This is a genomic window from Pseudarthrobacter sp. L1SW (assembly GCF_020809045.1).
In the GTDB taxonomy this organism is placed as follows: domain Bacteria; phylum Actinomycetota; class Actinomycetes; order Actinomycetales; family Micrococcaceae; genus Arthrobacter.
The window spans coordinates 581,271-599,078 of the sequence record NZ_CP078079.1 but is presented as its reverse complement, the minus strand read 5'-3'; the positions used below and the strand labels follow the sequence as shown (position 1 = coordinate 599,078).

Genomic DNA, 17,808 nt, shown 5'->3' with positions numbered 1-17,808 from the left:
CTGTCAGGCGTAGTTGGGCGGGTAGGCCAGGGGCGGGCGTGGTTCGGCCACGAGCTTGAGGCCGGGCGGCAGCCCCTCCACGGTGCCGTGGGTCCCGGACGCCCGGATGGTGATCCGGGAGGTGTCCAGGAGCACGTTCTCGGCCTTGAACTCGCCCACGTCCTCCGGCAGGATCGGCGCCAGGTGCACTACTCCGTGCGTGAAAACGGGATCGAAGCGCAGCAGGGCACGCACCAGCTGCACCGGCGCCGCCGCCGCCCACGCCTGCGGCGAGCAGGCGGTGGGGTATGCCACTGGCCCGGAGAATTCGCCGCGGTCAAAACCGCAGAACAGTTCGGGCAGCCTGCCGTCGAAGTGCTCGGCGGCCTCAAAGATACCGGTGGCAACCCTGCGCGCTTCCTCCACGAACCCGTAGCGCATCAACCCGGTGGCCACCAGGGCCGAGTCATGCGGCCACACGGAACCGTTGTGGTAGCTCACCGGGTTGTAGGCGCCCATGTCGGAGCCGAGGGTGCGGATCCCCCAGCCGGTGAACATCTGCGGGGACATGAGGTGCTCCACCACGGACGCAGCCTTGTCCTCGTCCACGATGCCGTTCCACAGGCAGTGCCCCATGTTCGACGTGCATGCATCCACCGGACGCTTGTCCTTGTCCAGTGCCACGGCGAAGTAACCCTTGTCCGGCAACCAGAACTTCTCGTTGAAGGCAGTCTTCAAGTCCGCGGCGCGTTCAGCCCAGTGCTGTTCCAGGGCGCGGTCGCCGCTCCAGCGGGCCAGCAGCGACCGGCCCACGTAGGCGGAGTAGACGTAGGACTGGACTTCGCAGAGGGCAATGGGCGCCTCGGCCATGGTCCCGTCCGCAAAGTTGATGCCGTCCCAGGAGTCCTTCCATCCCTGGTTGACCAGTCCGTGGTCGTTGGGCCGGAGGTACTCCACGAACCCGTCGCCGTCGCGGTCCCCGTATTTCTCGATCCACTCCAGCGCCCGGTCTACGTGTGGCACCAAAGGCTCCACCACATTCCGCGCCAGCCCCCACCTGCTTAGTTCGCCAACAAGGGCGGCAAACAGCGGGGTCGCATCGGCGGTGCCGTAGTAGGCGGTGCCCCCCAGCGCCAGCCCCGCAGTGACGCCCAGCCGCAGTTCATGCGGGATGCGCCCCGGTTCCTCCTCGGAGTCAACGTCCACTTTCGTCCCCTGGAGGCCCGCCAAAGTCTGCAGCGTCCCGGCCGCCAGCTTGGGGTCGACCATCAAGCTCATGTAGGAGGACAGGATGGAGTCCCGGCCGAACAACGCCATGAACCATGGGGCCCCTGCCGCCACGGCCACCCGTTCCGGATGGTGCGGATCAAAGATCCGCAACGACCCCAGGTCGCTTTGGCTGCGATTCAGGAGGGCCTGCAGGTTGGCGTCCGAAACGGTGATCAGCGGGACGTTCTGCTCCCAGTGCCGGAGCCGGCGGGCCCCTTCCCGATGGTGCGGCAGCCCGTCCTCGCTGAAGGCTTCGGCGGGCGCCTCACCGTTGATCAGGGGGACCACAATGATGCTGGTGGCCCACTTGCCGCGCGGCGGAATGGTGGCCCGGAAGCGGAGCCCGTCCGTGCTGACGTCGGCGCCCCGGGCCCGGACAGCCGTTCCCCGCTGTTGGCCGTTGCGGGCGCTTTCGATCACCAGCTGGCCGTCGCGGACCGTCCGGACAGCCTCCGCATGCTTGGAGGTGCGGCCCACCTTGACGTCGAAAAGATCGGCCTGGTCCGCACCCACCAGCAGCTCGATGTCGCAGTCCACGGACTCCCCCGAGTAGTTCTCCAGCGTGATGTCGTCCTGCAGGCCTGGGCCGATGTGGCGGTTCTGCCGGACCACCAGCGGGCTGTCGAACCGGCCGTCCGGCCACTGGGCCCTGCCCACGAAGGTGGCTTCGAAGGGCTTGGGCCGCTGTGCCGCCAGCGGTTCACGCAAGGAGCCGTTAACCCGGAGGATCCAGTGTGAAATGATGCGCGTGTCCTGGTAGAACGCACCGTTCGTACCGGTGTCGGCACTGATGTCCCCGGTCCCGGAAGAAATGCAGAACGAGGATCCTTCCACCACCGTCACCGAACCGGATTCGGATGCGGCGGCCTCGGTGTCGGCGTTCCATGCAGTCAAGGAAGGACTCCTTAGGTTAGCGGCGGGATCCTGCGGGGATCGGGAGACCGCCCGCCCCCTTAAAGATTCTGGTGCAAGCCGGGCGCATCCGGAACCCCTGCAGGCACACTGCCTTCAAGAAGCTCGGCATACAGCCGGAGGTGGTCGTCCACCATGCGTTCCTCACTGAACCGTTCTTCCACTGTCTTTCGGCACACGCTCCGGTCCAGGCCTGCTGCTGCCTGCACGAAGCCGGCCAGCTGCCCCGTGTCCCCAAGGTATCCCGTCCGCCCGTGGTCGATAATCTCGCGCGCTGAGCCTATGGACGTCCCGATCACCGGCGTGCCTGTGGCAAGGGCCTCGATCATGACCAGGCCGAATGGTTCCGGCCATTGGATGGGGTTCAGGAACGCCAGCGCTTCGCCCATCAGCTTGTATTTGGCGGCATCGTCCACCTCCCCCACAAAGTCCTCGTTGGGTCCCAGGATTGGTTCGATGACCTCACGGAAATAGCGGATTTCTTCCTGCTCGCGCATCTTGACGGCAATCCTCAGCGGCATTCCTGCCCCGCGGGCTACATGGACGGCCTCCAACAGGCCCTTGTCAGGGCAGGACCTCCCCACGAAGCACAGGTAGCCCCCACTTCCGGAGCCCACCGGCACGGAGGAAAGGGCCATTCCGTGATGGATGACGCGCGTGACAGGCACCTCGGGGGCACGCGAACACTGGTCACGGGAGATGGCGACAATAGCGGCCCTCCGGGCTATGGCGGCGTAAACGTCCTTCGCTTCCGCATTGAGCGGACCGTGGACTGTGGTCACCACGGGGATACGCTCCGGCCGCTCCGAATACAGCGGGCCGGCCAAAGTGTGGTCATGGATGATGTCCACGTCAGCCAGGCCGGCATACGAACGGGCCACGTGGCTCAGTTCGGAAAGCGTAAGGCTCAACTCCCCCGGAACCGATGGCCGCATGCCCGGGACTATGGGTACGGGACAGGTGCTGTCAGACGGCGCCGCCAACAACACCTCATGCCCGGCAGCAGCGAAGCCCCTGGCAAGGCTGTCCACTACTCTTTCTGTTCCGCCGTACGTTTTGGGCGGGACCGTGATCCACGGTCCTGCAACCAGTCCTATCCTCATCCCTGTCCTCCAGGAAAATGACAGGCCAGGCTCCCCCAGTGGGCCGGGCACCTTACCCAGCGGACCAGCTTCGGTCCGCGCGCTTCGGAGCGTGCTGCCCCAAGGGCATTTGCTTAGCCCACCATCTGACTATTGCCCAGATACCCGTCCGGGACAAGACCCACTGTGGGGCATCTCATAACGGGCGCCCGGAATGGCAGCGAGTGTCCCGCTGTTCCCAACAGCATGAAGATTGAGATCTGGTCCGACGTCGCCTGCCCGTGGTGCTTCATTGGCAAGCGGCGCTTCGAAGCTGCACTGGCCGCTTTCCCGCACCGTGAGTCCGTGGATGTGACCTGGCGCAGCTACCAGCTGGACCCCACCCTTCCCGAGCACTACGACGGCACTGAACTGGAGTACCTGAGCTCCCGCAAGGGCATCCCCGCGGAGCAGGTATCGCAGATGTTCGGCCACGTTGCCGAACAGGCGAAGGCGGAAGGCTTGAATTACCGGTTCGACGCGGTGGTGGTGGCCAACAGCTTCACCGCTCACCGCCTGATCCAACTTGCCGCTGCCCACGGCAAGCAGGACGAGGCCAAGGAACGCCTGCTCAGTGACCATTTCGAACATGGCAAGGACATCGGCAGCCGGCAGTACCTGGCGTCGCTCGGCGTCGAGCTCGGCATCGACCCCGCTGAAGTGGATGAGCTCTTCACCACCGACAAATACGCGGACGCGGTCCGTTTCGATTTCGAGGAGGGGAGGTCCCTGGGCATCAGCGGCGTCCCGTTCTTCGTCATCGACCGGAAGTACGGACTCTCTGGGGCCCAACCCGCGGAAACTTTCACAGCCGCCCTCAACCAGGCATGGCAGGAAGCCAATCCCCTGGTCCTGGTCAACTCCGGTGACGGGGAGGCCTGCGGACCGGACGGCTGCCCGGTCTAGGAAAGCGCGCGAGGAACGGGCAGGACGTTTACTGACACATAGCGGTAAAGTGTCTGTATGCCCAGGATTTCAGCGGCCAGCAACGCCGAGCAGCGAGCGGACACCCAGCGCCGCATCCTCACGGCCTTCGGCGAACTCCTTTTTTCCCATGGCCTGCCGGGCCTGACCATGACGGATGTGGCACGGCACGCGGGCGTGGGCCGGACCGCGGTCTACAACTACTACGCGGACATCGAAGAGCTGCTGATTTCCTACGCCCTGGATGAGACTGAAAAGTTCCTCGCCGAACTGCGGGACTCGCTGGGCCAGCTGGACAACCCCGTGGACAGGCTCGCGCTGTACGTCCGCGCCCAGGTGGTGGACCTTAGCCGCCGCCACCTCCCGCCGGGACCCGCCATGGGAGCTGTGCTCTCGCCGTCGTCCTTTGCCAAACTCGCCAACCACGTGGGCGAACTGAGCATCATGCTGCAGGGGATCCTGCGGGACGGAATGGAGCAGGGCTACCTGCCCGCGGCGGATGTCAACCAGCAGGCCCAGCTGATCCTGGGCACCCTGTCCTCCAGCGCGGCCCGGGGCAGCGACGAGCCCGCCGAGCTGGAGGCGCGGGTGGCCCGGACGGTGCGCTTCATCCAGCTGGGTGCGGGGGCAAGGTTCGACGACGACGGCTGCCCCGTCCGGCTGGCACCGCTTCCCGCGGTGGCCGGCTGAGTTGCCCTACCACTGACGGGCCCCATCCGGCCGGTCCAAGGGCAGAATCTGACAGCGCAACGGCGCCTTAAGGCGTTGGTGCGGCCGACGGGATGACGGGCCATTTGTCGTCGTCGGCAATGCGGCGGCTTTCGCGTGGACAGGCCAGCTTCCCGGGCGTCTGGTCAACGAGCTCGGGCGGGGCCAGCGCCTTGTAGTCCTGGGAGAGGATCACGTCCACGCTTCCGTCTGTCCTGCTGTCCTGGAAGTAGTCCGAACCCGGCAGGTTGCGCTGGACACTGAAGGCGGCGGCCTGCCCGGCTGCCCCGGAAACCACGGCAGCAATGCCACGGTAGCCGGCATCGATGTTGGACACCGCGCCCACCACGAACTTCCGGGCCAGGAACTCATCCGCCACTGCGCGGGCAAGCCCGGGCCTGCTGGTGGAGTTGTAGACGTTGAGGTTGATCTGCTCGTGGGGGGTGTAGTCAAAGGTGGCGGCCGGGCAGGTGGAGATGGCTTGTTCGGCCGGCGCTGTGGCGGGAAACTTCAGCCGTCCGTCGATGATGGCCACCGCGGTAATGATGGCCGCCACGATCAGGCCGATAAGGAGGACCAGGACCACCCCGTGCAGCGCCCGGCGCCGCACGCGGGCGGTGTCGTCGGCGTCGCGGGCCGCCTCAAAGGTGGCCCGCAGCTCGGGGCCGGTGACAACGCGGTGGCCGTGGAGGATGCTGGAGTCCTGCTGCTGCTTCCTAGCCATCGAGCACCAGGACGCGGGCGTGGATTGCAGTGCGCTGGTGCAGGGCCGTGCGGACGGCGCGGTGCAGCCCGTCCTCCAGGTACAGGGTCCCCTGGTACTGCACCACGTGCGGGAACAGGTCACCGAAAAAGGTGGAGTCCTCGGCCAGCAGGGCTTCCAGGTCAAGGGTGCGCTTGGTGGTCACCAGCTCGTCCAGCCGGACCGGCCGGGGCGGAAGCGATGCCCAGTCCTTGGGCGTGGTGTAACCATGGTCGGGGTAAGGGCGGCCCTCGCCCACAGCTTTGAATATCACCTTGCCACACTAGGCATCCTGCACGCCCAGCGAAAGTACCCGGCCGTGCCTCCTGCAGGTTGTGGCCAAACAGTGACCATGTGTCACACGCGGAGCCCGATGGCCGCCGGACAGCCCGCCCCGGGCGCTGCTGACAGAATAGAAGCATGACAGCATCCGAGTCCCCCGCCGTGTCCGCACCAGGAGTCCACGCACGCGCTACGCCGCCGCTGGCACTCCTGCTCGACGTCGATGGCCCGGTGGCGAGTCCGGTCACGCGTGATGTGAAGCGGGACATCATCGATGACCTGGTGGCCCTCGCCGCCGCCGGGATACCTGTAGTTTTCAACACCGGGCGCTCGGACGCCTTCATCCGGGAACAGGTGATGGAACCCATGATCGCCGCGGGGATTCCGTCAGGCACCATCATCCACGCCGTCTGCGAGAAGGGCGCCGTCTGGTTCAGCTACACCGCAGCGGGTCCGGGCCCCATCCACGTGGACCGCGAACTCGCCGTGCCGGCAGCCTACGGGGACGACATCCGGCGGATGGTGGCGGAGGACTACGCCGCACACATGTTCTTTGACGAAACCAAGCGGGCCATGGTGTCCGTGGAGCAGCACATCGAGGTGCCCAGCGCCGAGTACCTGGCCGAGCAGAAGCTTTTCGACGCCGACGCCATGGACCTGATGGCCCGCCACGGCATGGGAGTGGTGCGGTTGGACCACCACGCCCCCAATTCCGACGACGAGGTGGACTACCGCGTGGACCCCACCATCATTTCCACGGACATCGAGTCCGTGCGGCTCGGGAAGGACCTGGGGGCCAGCCGGGCAGTGGAACTGCTCGCGGCACAGGGCATTACCCCGGAGGCCTGGCGGACCGTTGGCGATTCGCGCACGGACTACGCCATGGCCGACTGGCTCCACCACAACGACCATCCGGTCAAGCACGTGGATGTCCGGCCCGCGGACGGCATCCCGGAAAAACCCTACGCAGTCCTCACGGCCCAGGACCTGGGGCTGGCCCCGTCAGTAATCCACGACGACGCCGGCGGTGCTTTCCTGCGCAGCTGGCGGGAGGCGCTGGGCGCCTGAGCCCCTTCCGGGCATTGGCTGCCCGCAACCTGCCGTTTCACGGGCGGGGCTATCATGCACATAGGAACGCTAACTATTACGCAGCACGGAGACCACCATTACAGAAGCACCGGTACAAGACGAGGTCTACTACGGCGGCCAGGCATCCGTAGAGGAACAATTCCACGCCGAGATCACCTCGGCGGAAGCTGAGCAGCGCCTCAACCCGCGCCCTGACGTGATCACGCACAAGGGCCGCATCGCGCTGATCAACTACAACAGGACTCCCTACCAGGCCATGGTGGAGGACCTGCTGTTCGTCAGGAATGTGCTGGCCAACGCGGGCCTGGCATACCTGCTGGTCAGGGGCAACAATGACCGCCCCGTCGTTGCCCTGGACTGGAAGGACAGGAAGAAGCTCCGGGCTGCCCTGGTGGAAGCGTGCCAGGACGAACCTTTCTATTCCATGACCGTGGACGCCAAGAAGAAGACCTCCCTGCTGGTTGCGGACGGCGAACTCTCCTCCAACCGGCAGGCACGCATCTTCCGCCTCTACCGGCCGCGGGTGGAGCCCGCCGGCGGCTTTGAGTTCGGAGCCTCCGCCGGTGTCCAGATTGAGCTGTGGTCCTTCAAGGGCGACGAGATCATCCTGCCGATCGAGAACTCCCTCACACGCAGGACCCTGCTCCGGCAGGACGCCGTCCGCGGCACCGTTGAACGTTACGGCCACACCTGGCCCACCATTGAGAACATGTTCGCGGACCACGCCAGCGACATCAGCTTCGACATCGACTTGGTGTTCTCCTGGGTGGACGGCAGTTCCCCTGAATACATTGCCGCCCGCCGCGCCCAGCAGAAGGACGTTGTCCTGGGCGAAGGCGATGACCACGAGGCCCGCTTCCGGCAGATCAACGAGCTCAAGTACGCGCTGCGGTCCGTCTACATGTTTGCGCCCTGGATCCGCCGCATCTTTATTGCCACGGATTCACCGGCACCCGGGTGGCTGGCGGAACACCCGTCGGTGACCATCGTCCGCAGTGAGGAGTTCTTCTCGGACCCCTCCGTGCTGCCCACGCACAACTCGCAGGCGGTGGAGTGCCAGCTCCACAACATCGAAGGCCTGTCCGAGCACTTCCTGTACTCCAATGACGACATGTTTTTCGGCCGGCCGGTCAGCCCGGACCTGTTCTTCACGCCGGGCGGCATCACCAAGTTCATCGAGGCGGAAACCCGGATCGGCCTGGGCGAGAACGCGGCGGAGCGCAGCGGGTTCGAGAATGCGGCCCGGGTCAACCGCAAGCTGTTGTGGAACAGGTTCGGGCGCATCACCACCCGGCACCTGGAGCACACCGCTGCGCCGTTGCGGCGCAGCGTGGTGGCGAAGATGGAACGCGAGTTCCCGGAGGAATTCCGGAAGACGGCCGCCAGCCGCTTCAGGGCGGCGGACAACATCTCCGTGACCAACTCCTTCTACCACTACTACGCCCTGCTCACCGGCCGGGCCGTGACCCAGACCGCGGCCAAGGTCCGTTACGTGGACACCACCATGCGGACGGGACTGAACTACCTGCCCAAGCTGCTCGCCAAGCGGAACATGGACTTCTTCTGCCTGAACGACGGCAGCTTCCCCGAGGTGGACGCCGACGAGCGCGCCAAACTGGTCACCGACTTCCTGGAGAAGTACTTCCCCATCAAGGCGCCCTGGGAAAAGTAGGACGTCGGGCTAGCGGCTTGTAGGGAGGCCGAGCTTCGCGCTGTTCCGCTGCTTCGCGGTTTCCGGCCTCCGGATCCCTGCAGCGGCCAGCCGAAACTCGGTCTCTTCCGGGGAGACGTACTCCCCCACCGTCGTCGACGTGCCAAGCGGAACCACCGAGTGGACGATCGTGTGCTCGTATACGTGGACCAGGTTGAAGGATTGCCCGCTGTCTTGGCCACGGGTGCCGCCGACGGGAACGTTGAGGTCCTGCGTGTAACAGCTGGCTGAGGCCACGGACACAGGAATGCCTGCGAAGCTCGCCGTCGTCGAGTAATGCAGGTGACCAGCGAGGATGGTGCGGACATCCGAGTTCCGGACTACTGCCTCGAGCGATGCCTGGTCCCGCAGCTCCACCAGGACCGAGAGATCCAGGATGGAGGGTATGGGCGGGTGGTGCAGCGCCAGGATGGTGCCGTCCGGGGCAGGGGTATCCAGTTGCCGCGTCAGCCAGTCCAGCTGCGAGGGGCTCAGCTCGCCGTGGTGGTAGCCAGGGACGGAAGTATCCATGGTGATAACGCGCAGCCCGTTGACGAAGTAGCTCTTGTCCACAGGGGCGTCATTCGGGGCTTCGTCCAGCAGGCCAGTCCGGAAGTTGGCCCGGTTGTCGTGGTTGCCCATCGCCCAGATCACTTGGGCGCCCAGTTCTTCGCACGCAGGCTCAACGATGGCCCGGAGTTTCACGTAGGCTTCGGGATCGCCCTTGTCGGCGAGGTCGCCGGTGAAGATCACCGCCTCCGGCCGGGCCCCGGATGCCTTCACCTCTTCGAAGAGCTGGATGAGGCGCGCTTCGCTGTCAACAACGCCGTAAAGGGGGTCCGGACCTCCCATCAGGTGGGGATCGCTCAGGTGGAGTAGGAAGTGGCGTGGCCGGGGGTGTTCGGCCTCGATGTGCTCCATTGCTGCCTCTGTGGTCGGTGGGAAACGGCGCTTCCCTTGTACCCTTCAGTAATGTTTATCCAATCAGACATTTGGCAAACTTTGGGTAAATCGCCGTAGCTGATGTGGAAAAAAATGAAAGAACTGCGCTTTTCTGCCGCGCGGTTCGGCGAAGCGGCCCTTTTTCAACAGAGGGCCTCTTCGACGGCGTCGATAACTTGGGCCGAATCGGGCTCCACTGTTGGCGCGAAGCGGTTCACGACGAGGCCGTCCCTGTTGACCAGGAACTTCTCAAAGTTCCATTTCACCAATCCGGGCAGCAGCCCGCCCTTGAACTTGGTCAACTCCGTGAACAGCGGGTGCTGGTTCTTGCCGCGTACGTCAGCCTTGGCGGTGAGGGGGAACGTTACGCCGAAGTTGCGCTGGCAGAACTCGGCGATTTCGCTGTCGCTGCCGGGTTCCTGGCCTGCGAATTGGTTGCACGGGACGCCGAGCACCTCAAACCCACGCTCCCGGAACTTTTCATAGAGCGTCTCCAGCCCCGCGTATTGGGGCGTAAACCCGCAGTTGGAGGCAACGTTGACCACAAGCACCACCTTGCCCCTGAACCTGCCGAAATCGGTCAAGGTGCCGTCGTTCAGGGCCAGCGGGATCCGGTACAGGTCAGTGGTCACAGGCTGCTTCCCCAAAAAGTTGTCCATGCATGGAATTCGTTACCAGCGGACCACTGTATTGGTCCTGGCTTGGAGTTTCCTGCAAGGGAATCCCGGCGGACCTAGGGGGCCAGTGACGCGGAGGTGTCGGTTACCGATGGCGCAGGGTCGGTGGGGGAAGGCTCGGTCGGCGCAGGTTCAACCGGCGCAGGCATCGGCTCGGTCGGTGCAGGCGCGATCGGGGCCGGCTCAGTTGGTGCAGGTTCGACCGGGGCGGGCTCGACCGGCGTCGGGGCAGGCTCGACCGGGGCGGGCTCGACCGGCGCCGGAGCAGGCTCAACCGGGGCGGGCTCGACCGGCGCCGGAGCAGGCTCAACCGGGGCAGGCTCGACCGGCGCCGGAGCAGGCTCAACCGGGGCAGGCTCGACCGGCGCCGGCACAGGCTCCGTCGGGGCCGGCTCGGCTGGAATCGGCTCCGTTGGCGACGGCGATACCGTGCCGGGCTCCGATGGCGACGGCGATACCGTGCCCGGCTCCGACGGCGACGGCGACGCTGTGCCCGGCTCCGACGGCGACGGCGACGCTGTGCCCGGCTCCGACGGCGACGGCGACGCTGTGCCCGGCTCCGACGGCGACGCTGTGCCCGGCTCCGACGGCGACGGCGACGCTGTGCCCGGCTCCGACGGCGACGGCGATACCGTGCCCGGCTCCGACGGCGACGTTGTCGGTGTGCCAGGCCCCGTGTCACCTGCCGCAATCAGCAACGGCGACATCGGGGAAGAGGAAGCAGCCGCCCTCGTCGGCAAATTTGCCCAGGGCGCGGCCGAAGGAGCCTCGCTGCCCAGACCCACCGGGATGGTCCAGCGTAGGGGTCCGATGGACGGCGCACCGATGCCCGGCAGGTAGGTCAGCGACTCAGCAGGTCCGGCGACGAATGCATGTACCGCCATCAGGCGCCACTTCAACGGGCTGGTGTGGCGGCCGTTCAGGATCGTTTCGAAGTGCAGGTGGCATCCTGTCGACCAGCCGGTTGTCCCAACCCGCGCAATGGCTTGGCCAACCTTCACGGAGTCACCACTGCGGACGGCTATGGACTCGAGGTGGTTGTAGGTGGTGATAAGTCCGTTGCCGTGGTCGATTTCAACCCGGTTGCCACCGCCCCACGGATGCCACCCCGCTGCACGGACCACCCCTGAATCTGCCGCGTAAACTGCGGTGCCGCAGGGAGCCGAATAGTCCTGGCCCAGATGGAAATCCCCCGCCAACCCGGACAGCGGGCTTACCCGGAACCCGAACGGCGACGTGGGGACCAGTAGTTTAAGGGGAGCCATGAGGTAACCTGCCGGCGGCCTTCCCATCCCCGTCAACTCTACGGTCACCGGCGCCGGACCACCCTCAGCGGAACCCCCTACGAGCGGACGCGGAAAAGCAACGTGTGCTTGGGGAGCGGCCAGGATGGCAGCAGTCTGGGGGCCCGCCACAAGATTGTCCGACGGCGGCTCCGCGGCCCCAGTGCCAGTGGCCCCAGTCCCAGCGCCAGTGCTGGTACCGACGCCAGTCGAGTTCCCTGCAGCACCGGCACCCGCGGCGGGGCGGGCGACGGATGCCACTGCCGTACCCGGTTCAGGGGCGCTGCCGGAGGCGTTGAAGGCGCAGACGGAGATGGCGAGTACACCGGTGGCGGCCAAGGCACGAGCAACAGGCAGGCAAAAGCCCTTGGGGTTCTCATTGTCCTTCGCGGAAACGGCATGATTGTCCACAAAACTGACTCCAGGACGTGGTCACCGCACGCTGTCTTGACGGTACCTCCTATATGAACATACGGCCGCCGCCCATGTGAACCCCACAGTAGGGATACTTTGGGGTTTTTGTGGAGAGAAATCGTCCACAGCGCCGCCCGGTGGTACCAGGCCACACACTGCGGCGGTCGCTGAATCGTGCTTACCATAAGCTCATCAGCCGGTTCTCCACAGGAGGGCGTGCACCATCAAGAACATCCTCAGTCCCATTAAAAAGCGGCTGGTCCGCACCTTCAGCAACGGCTCAGAAGGAGTTCAGCAGTGGCAACTCGATCTTGCCGAAGGTGATGACCCGGGGCACCACCTTCCGGGGTCCGCCGTATGGGCAGTGCACGGTTCAATGTCGCCCATCGTTGCCGGAATCCGCACCCTGATGATGCAGTCCCTGCACCCCGGCGCTCTTGCCGGCGTCCACGAACATTCAAACTTCCGCGAGGATCCCCTGCGCCGGCTGGCCAACACCATTCGCTGGATCTTCACTGTCACCTACGGCTCCAGGGAGGCCGCGGAGAACGCCTCATGGAGGGTGCGCCGCCTGCACGAGGCCGTCCAGGGCAGCTATAGCGACAACCACGGGGCGCCGCGCGCTTACAGCGCCAACGATCCGGAATTGGCCAACTGGATCCATCTGGCCTTCACGGACGCCTTCCTCACCGCCCACAAGCTGTGGGGAGGCACGATTCCCGGAGGGGCGGACGCGTACGTCCGGGAGTGGGCCCAGGCGGGCAGGCTGATGGGAGTGGAGGACCCGCCGCTCAGCGAGGCGGACATGCACGGGCAGCTTGACCGCTGGTACGAAAGCGGTGAACTCCGCGTTGACGCCCGCGTGGCAGAGACGGTGGGATTCATCCGCAACCCGCCCCTGAACCGGATGCTCCGGCCGGGTTACCGGGTCCTGTTCGCAGGCGCGGTGTACAGCCTGGAGCCGCGGTACCGCCAGATGCTCGGGCTGGAAGTTCCGCGGCTGGGTCCCGTGCCGCTGCCGGTGAGACTCAGCACGAAGGTGGTTCTCGGCGTCGTACGCCTGGCCTTGGGACGGCGGGGTCCAAGCGAGCTCGCCGCCAGGGAACGGCTCCGCCGGCTGGGCGTGCCGGCCGCTGAGGCGGGATAACCGCTGCCGCAAATGAAAAGACCCGGCCCCCGCTTGTACGGGAGCCGGGTCCTTACCGGCGGAGAATGGGGGATTTGAACCCCCGAGGGCGTTAACCCAACACGCGTTCCAGGCGTGCGCCATAGGCCGCTAGGCGAATTCTCCAGCTGCTTCTGAAACAAAAGCAGATACTAGGTTACCTGATGTTTTCCGCATCGCCCAATTGGCCGGAACCGGCCACGCTCCGCAAGCCCCGAGGACACGTGCCCTACTCCTTAAACCACGAAATGGACGCCCCCAACGCGTCCATTCCCCGGACCACCGTTGAGCTGCCGGGTCCGGCCCCGTTCAGCCAGGCCACGCAGCTCACAATCTGGAGATTGCCCCAATCGGTGTATGTACCCATAATCAGGGGAGCCGCCGGGATAAGCAACGAGTTTGGCCCGCTTTCCGGCTGCTGCCAGGCAGCTTTCCGGCAGCTTTCGGGGACGATGGACACTATGAATGAGCTGCATGCACTGGTGGTCTACGTCCCCCGCTCCCACACGGACCGCCTCCTCAAGGCCATCGGTGACGCCGGGGCCGGCAGGATCGGCAACTACTCGCACTGTTCGTTCGTCACGCCCGGGACGGGCCGCTTTACTCCCCGGGAGGGCTCCGAACCGTACCTTGGGCACGTGGGAAAGCCTGAAGAGGTGGCAGAGGACAAGATCGAATGCGTGGTTGGGCAGCCAATGCTGGGCGCCGTGGTTGAAGCGCTGCGGGCGGCGCATCCCTACGAGGAACCGGCCTTTATGAGCTGGCCGGTGGAGGGCTGGCGCTGATCAGGGGCCGATTCGAGTCAGGCCGGAAGTTCGGGTAAAGTATCTGACGGCCCCTCATGTGGCGTCATCCTGTTGAACTCCCCCAGGACCGGAAGGTAGCAAGGGTAAATGGGCTCTGGCGGGTGCATGGGGGGTCTTTACTATTCCCCCACAGGGCGGCAGGATGTCGGCCCGGATTGGTAGGGTTTTCTCTGTGACAGTTACTACCGCCCTCTACCGCAGGTACCGTCCGGATTCGTTTGCTGACGTTATCGGGCAGGAGCATGTCACCGAGCCGTTGATGACCGCTTTACGGAAAAACCGGGTCAACCACGCCTACCTCTTCTCCGGTCCCAGGGGCTGCGGCAAGACCACGTCCGCCCGCATCCTTGCGCGCTGCCTCAACTGCGCACAGGGCCCCACGGATACCCCCTGCGGAACCTGCTCCAGCTGCGTCGAGCTTGCCCGCGGCGGCTCCGGCTCGCTGGACGTCATAGAGATTGACGCCGCCAGCCACGGCGGCGTGGACGATGCGCGGGACCTCCGCGAGCGGGCCACCTACGCACCGGTGCGGGACCGCTACAAGATCTTCATCATTGACGAGGCCCACATGGTCACGTCCGCCGGTTTCAACGCCCTGCTGAAGATCGTGGAAGAACCGCCGGAACACATCAAATTCATCTTCGCCACCACGGAGCCGGACAAGGTCATCGGGACCATCCGTTCCCGCACCCACCACTACCCGTTCCGGCTGGTGCCGCCGGAACCCCTGATGGCCTATCTGGAGCTCCTGTGTAACCAGGAGAACGTCCCGGTTGCCCCCGGCGTACTGTCGCTGGTAATCCGTGCCGGCGGCGGCTCTGTCCGTGATTCCCTCTCCGTCCTGGACCAGCTGATGGCCGGCGCCGGGCCGAACGGCCTGGACTACGAGCTTGCCGTGGCGCTGCTCGGATACACTCACGCTTCGCTGCTGGATGACGTGGTTGAGGCTGTTGCCGCTTCTGACGCCGCTACCGTTTTCCGTGCCGTGGACCGCGTGATCCAAACCGGCCACGATCCCCGCCGCTTCGTTGAGGACCTGCTGGAGCGGTTCCGGGACCTCATCATCGTCCAGGCCATGCCGGAAAGCGCCCAGACCATTCTCCGCGGCATGCCTGCGGACCAGATTGCCCGCCTGAAGAACCAGGCCCATAACCTGGGGGCGGCCGAGCTGTCACGCGCCGCCGACGTCACCAACACGGCCCTGACCGAGATGACCGGCGCCACGTCCCCGCGGCTGCACCTCGAGCTGCTGTGCGCCCGGATCCTTTTGCCCAGCTCGGAGCAGAACGAGCGCGGCATGGCGGCGCGGATAGACCGCGTGGAGCGCAGGCTGAACTACGCCGGCAACGACGTCGGTGCTCCGGCCGGGGCGGGTGCCGACGCCGCCACACTTCCCGCTCCCCCAGCACCCCAACCCGCCGCAGTTAAGGCCCCTGCCCGGGAAGCAAGGCCCTCGGCTCCGGTGCCTTCAGCTGGCGCCGCCGAGGCCATTGTTCCGGCCCTGGATACCGCCAGGCCAGCGCCTGCCGCTCCGGCGGATGCGGGCGCGGCAGCCAGCAGCCCGGTGTTGCCGGCAGCCACCAAAGCGCCCGGGGGCCAGGCACCTGATGGCCAGTCAGCTGATGGCCCGGCAGCTGCCGCCCCGGCCTCCGCCGGTGCGGGCTCCGCCGGGGATTCCGTCCCCGCGGTGGGCGAACCCCGCGCTCCCCTGACCGCTCCGCGCGTCAGCACCAGTGACTGGCCGGTGGAGGAACGGGCTGGAAACCGTCCGTCGTCGGCCCCTACGGATCGTTCGGCCCCGTCCGCCGGTTCAGCCCCTTCGAACGGTTCAGCCCCTTCGAACGGTTCAGCCACTTCGAACGGTTCAGCCCCTTCGGACCGTTCAGCCGGCCGCGGCCCCGGCTTTGGCTCAACGGAGGCCCAGGTGGGGCCGGATGCTGCCGGTGCGCCTGCTTCGGCGCGAGGTGCCATGCAGACGCCGGGTTCCGGCCGGGCCGAGGGCGCCGACCAAACGCCGGGTCCCGCCGCCCCCCAGCGTCCCGGCCCGGCGGCCGCCGCCGAGCCCCAAGCAGCTCCCCCTGCCGGCCAGGCGGAGAAGTCGCCTGCCCCGGCGGCACCCGCCGCGGCGGCGCCTGCCGCTGCTCCGGGACCGATGGGAGACGTGGAGGTCCTGCGCCGCGCCTGGCCCGACGTCCTGCAGACCCTGTCCAAAATCAAACGCAGTACGTGGGCCCTCGTTGAACCCAACGCCCAGGTCGCCGCCTTCGACGGCCACAGCCTCACCCTGGCATTCACCACGTCCGGACTTGCCGGTGCCTTCGGCCGGGCAGACCATTCGGAGAATCTGCGCCAGGCCATCCACAAGACCGTAGGCATCGACTGCCAAATCACTGCGTCAGCCGGTGGCGGCACGCAGGCGAGCTCTGACCCAAACCCAAAAGTGCCAGCCAGCCGGGTGGCCCCGGCAACTTCGGCTGACGTCGCCTGGGGGCTGGCGCCGGCTCCGGCACCCGCTCCTTCTCCTGCTCCTAGTCCTGCTCCGACGGGAAGCGATGCCGCCCACCAGGCGGGCGTGGCAAGCGGGTTCCTCCCCGCGAACCAGCAGAACCCTGTGCCGGACGCAAACCACCAGCAACCCGCACGTCCCGGGCTGGGACAGGATGATGCCGGCCGGGCCCACGGCGTTGCCCCGGACGGGGTGGCCCAGGCAGCAGCCACGGCACCTCAAGCCCCGCTTTCCGGGAGCGGTGCCGGGCTGCCCGCGTCCGGACAGCCTGCGGTGCAGGTTCCTGCCCAGGCGGACTCCGCCCCCGTTCCGGCGACTTACGCCGCCCCGGCGGGAGATTACTCATACTCCGACGACGATTGGGGTCCGGCCAGGGACGAAGACGCTCCCCCTCTGGACGAAGAGCCTCCCCTGGACTGGGCGCCGTCCAACAGGTCCCAGTCCTCAGCAACGCCGGCTGGTTCAAGCCCATCGGGCACCCCCCGCAGGGGTGCCGCGACGAAGGTATCTTCGCTGGCCGGTTCGGCCCCGGTTAACACCGAGGGCGCTAACCCACCGGGCGCTCAACTTCACGGGCAGCCCGGCGCTGCCACCAAAGCTGTTGCACCACCCCATGACCCCTGGACCCGGGCCGTGGAACAGGCGCCTGGAATTTGGGTAGTGGGCGAGGAAAGCAATGTGGGCAGGGCAGCCGCCGCTGCAGTGCCGGAGGGCGCACCTGCCGGGCCCGCTGCTCCCCCGCGCTACGAACCGGCCACAGCCCAGGTCCCGCCTTCAATCCCGGTCACGAAGGCCGGCACCAGCCCGGAGCCGGACTGGGGCCTGGACCCGTCTGCATCAGCTCCGGGTGCGGGACGGTTTGGCGCGGAGGAAGCGGGCGGGGGCAATTCCGTGGCGGATAACGCGCGGGAACCTGAGTACGCCATGGCGTCAGCCTCGTCTGCTCCCGCAGCGGTTCCCTCTCACGTTGCCCCCGCTCCTCAGTCATCCGCCGCTGCCGCAGCCGAGGCCCGGCAAAGCCTTTACCAGCGCCTCTCCAACAGTCCTGAAGCGGAAGCCGGGCGCGCCAAGGCCCCTGCACGCGCGGTGGCGGCTGCTGCCACCTATGTCCAGGACATACCGAGCGCCGATGATGAGACCATCGAGGAGTCCGGCGTGTTCGGCCGTGCCGCGGTAGAGCGTATTCTGGGCGGAAAGCTGATTGAGGAGCGCTCGCCCGACGGAAGCCCCATCACACCGCGGTATTGACGGTTACCCGGGTCCAACCGGGGAAACCGTTGATAAGCCTTTGACCTGCCC

At 66.4% G+C, this 17,808-nt stretch carries 14 protein-coding genes, 1 tRNA gene, 1 other RNA gene and 1 pseudogene; 9 read left to right on the top strand and 8 right to left on the bottom strand.

Going from position 1 to position 17,808, the window contains the following annotated elements; all coding sequences use genetic code 11:
- Positions 1-3: 3 nt before the first annotated feature.
- Positions 4-2,142, bottom strand: a complete 2,139-nt coding sequence (locus KTR40_RS02925; RefSeq protein WP_139027902.1) for a glycogen debranching N-terminal domain-containing protein — start codon at positions 2,140-2,142, stop codon at positions 4-6.
- 59 nt (positions 2,143-2,201) lie between these two features.
- The gene (locus tag KTR40_RS02920) at positions 2,202-3,263 is read right to left on the bottom strand and encodes a glycosyltransferase family 4 protein (protein ID WP_228405220.1); all 1,062 of its coding nucleotides are present in this window, start codon (positions 3,261-3,263) and stop codon (positions 2,202-2,204) included.
- A 225-nt stretch (positions 3,264-3,488) separates the two neighbouring features.
- On the opposite strand from KTR40_RS02920, the gene KTR40_RS02915 reads away from it, so the two are divergent.
- Positions 3,489-4,187 (top strand): DsbA family oxidoreductase, encoded by a 699-nt coding sequence (locus tag KTR40_RS02915; RefSeq protein WP_228405219.1) that lies wholly within the window; start codon positions 3,489-3,491, stop codon positions 4,185-4,187.
- 57 nt (positions 4,188-4,244) lie between these two features.
- Positions 4,245-4,895, top strand: coding sequence for a TetR/AcrR family transcriptional regulator (locus KTR40_RS02910; protein WP_228405218.1), 651 nt, complete (start codon positions 4,245-4,247; stop codon positions 4,893-4,895).
- Between the two features lie 67 nt (positions 4,896-4,962).
- Here the strand turns inward: KTR40_RS02910 and KTR40_RS02905 are convergent, their stop codons facing one another.
- Both KTR40_RS02905 and KTR40_RS02900 read right to left on the bottom strand, forming a co-directional pair.
- Positions 4,963-5,637, bottom strand: a complete 675-nt coding sequence (locus KTR40_RS02905; protein WP_139027898.1) for a LytR C-terminal domain-containing protein — start codon at positions 5,635-5,637, stop codon at positions 4,963-4,965.
- Positions 5,630-5,929 carry a type II toxin-antitoxin system VapB family antitoxin gene (locus tag KTR40_RS02900; RefSeq protein WP_139027897.1) on the bottom strand — a complete coding sequence of 100 codons (300 nt, stop codon included), beginning with the start codon at positions 5,927-5,929 and terminating at the stop codon, positions 5,630-5,632. Before KTR40_RS02900 ends, KTR40_RS02905 begins: the two co-directional genes overlap by 8 nt.
- Before the next feature lie 146 nt (positions 5,930-6,075).
- Here KTR40_RS02900 and KTR40_RS02895 point away from each other — a divergent pair, with 146 nt between their 5' ends.
- Positions 6,076-7,005: a hypothetical protein gene (locus KTR40_RS02895; RefSeq protein WP_228405217.1), complete on the top strand. Its 930-nt coding sequence runs from the start codon at positions 6,076-6,078 to the stop codon at positions 7,003-7,005.
- Between the two features lie 217 nt (positions 7,006-7,222).
- Positions 7,223-8,698, top strand: a complete 1,476-nt coding sequence (locus KTR40_RS02890) for a stealth family protein (protein WP_370633160.1) — start codon at positions 7,223-7,225, stop codon at positions 8,696-8,698.
- A 9-nt stretch (positions 8,699-8,707) separates the two neighbouring features.
- Here KTR40_RS02890 and KTR40_RS02885 read toward each other — a convergent pair whose 3' ends face one another.
- Positions 8,708-9,637, bottom strand: a complete 930-nt coding sequence (locus KTR40_RS02885) for a phosphodiesterase (protein WP_139027894.1) — start codon at positions 9,635-9,637, stop codon at positions 8,708-8,710.
- A gap of 164 nt (positions 9,638-9,801) precedes the next feature.
- Positions 9,802-10,317 (bottom strand): glutathione peroxidase, encoded by a 516-nt coding sequence (locus KTR40_RS02880; protein WP_228405216.1) that lies wholly within the window; start codon positions 10,315-10,317, stop codon positions 9,802-9,804.
- A 96-nt stretch (positions 10,318-10,413) separates the two neighbouring features.
- Here KTR40_RS02880 and KTR40_RS19075 point away from each other — a divergent pair, with 96 nt between their 5' ends.
- Positions 10,414-11,175, top strand: coding sequence for a hypothetical protein (locus KTR40_RS19075; RefSeq protein WP_304940900.1), 762 nt, complete (start codon positions 10,414-10,416; stop codon positions 11,173-11,175).
- A 119-nt stretch (positions 11,176-11,294) separates the two neighbouring features.
- Here the strand turns inward: KTR40_RS19075 and KTR40_RS02870 are convergent.
- Positions 11,295-11,600, bottom strand: a pseudogene (locus KTR40_RS02870) (M23 family metallopeptidase); the annotation flags it as partial.
- A 688-nt stretch (positions 11,601-12,288) separates the two neighbouring features.
- Between KTR40_RS02870 and KTR40_RS02865 the strand changes: the two are divergent.
- Entirely contained in the window at positions 12,289-13,179 is an 891-nt protein-coding gene (locus KTR40_RS02865; protein WP_370633185.1) for an oxygenase MpaB family protein, read from the top strand.
- Between the two features lie 59 nt (positions 13,180-13,238).
- Here KTR40_RS02865 and KTR40_RS02860 read toward each other — a convergent pair.
- Positions 13,239-13,323 (bottom strand) — tRNA-Ser (locus KTR40_RS02860).
- Between the two features lie 335 nt (positions 13,324-13,658).
- Between KTR40_RS02860 and KTR40_RS02855 the strand changes: the two genes are divergently transcribed.
- The 3 genes from KTR40_RS02855 to KTR40_RS02845 all read left to right on the top strand — a co-directional run bounded on the left by KTR40_RS02855 (position 13,659) and on the right by KTR40_RS02845 (position 17,757).
- A complete protein-coding gene (locus tag KTR40_RS02855) occupies positions 13,659-13,982 on the top strand; it encodes a hypothetical protein (protein ID WP_228405215.1) in 324 nt (107 codons plus the stop codon).
- A 45-nt stretch (positions 13,983-14,027) separates the two neighbouring features.
- Positions 14,028-14,124, top strand: an RNA gene (gene ffs / locus KTR40_RS02850) — signal recognition particle sRNA small type.
- A 51-nt stretch (positions 14,125-14,175) separates the two neighbouring features.
- Positions 14,176-17,757: a DNA polymerase III subunit gamma and tau gene (locus KTR40_RS02845; RefSeq protein ID WP_370633159.1), complete on the top strand. Its 3,582-nt coding sequence runs from the start codon at positions 14,176-14,178 to the stop codon at positions 17,755-17,757.
- Positions 17,758-17,808 lie beyond the last annotated feature (51 nt).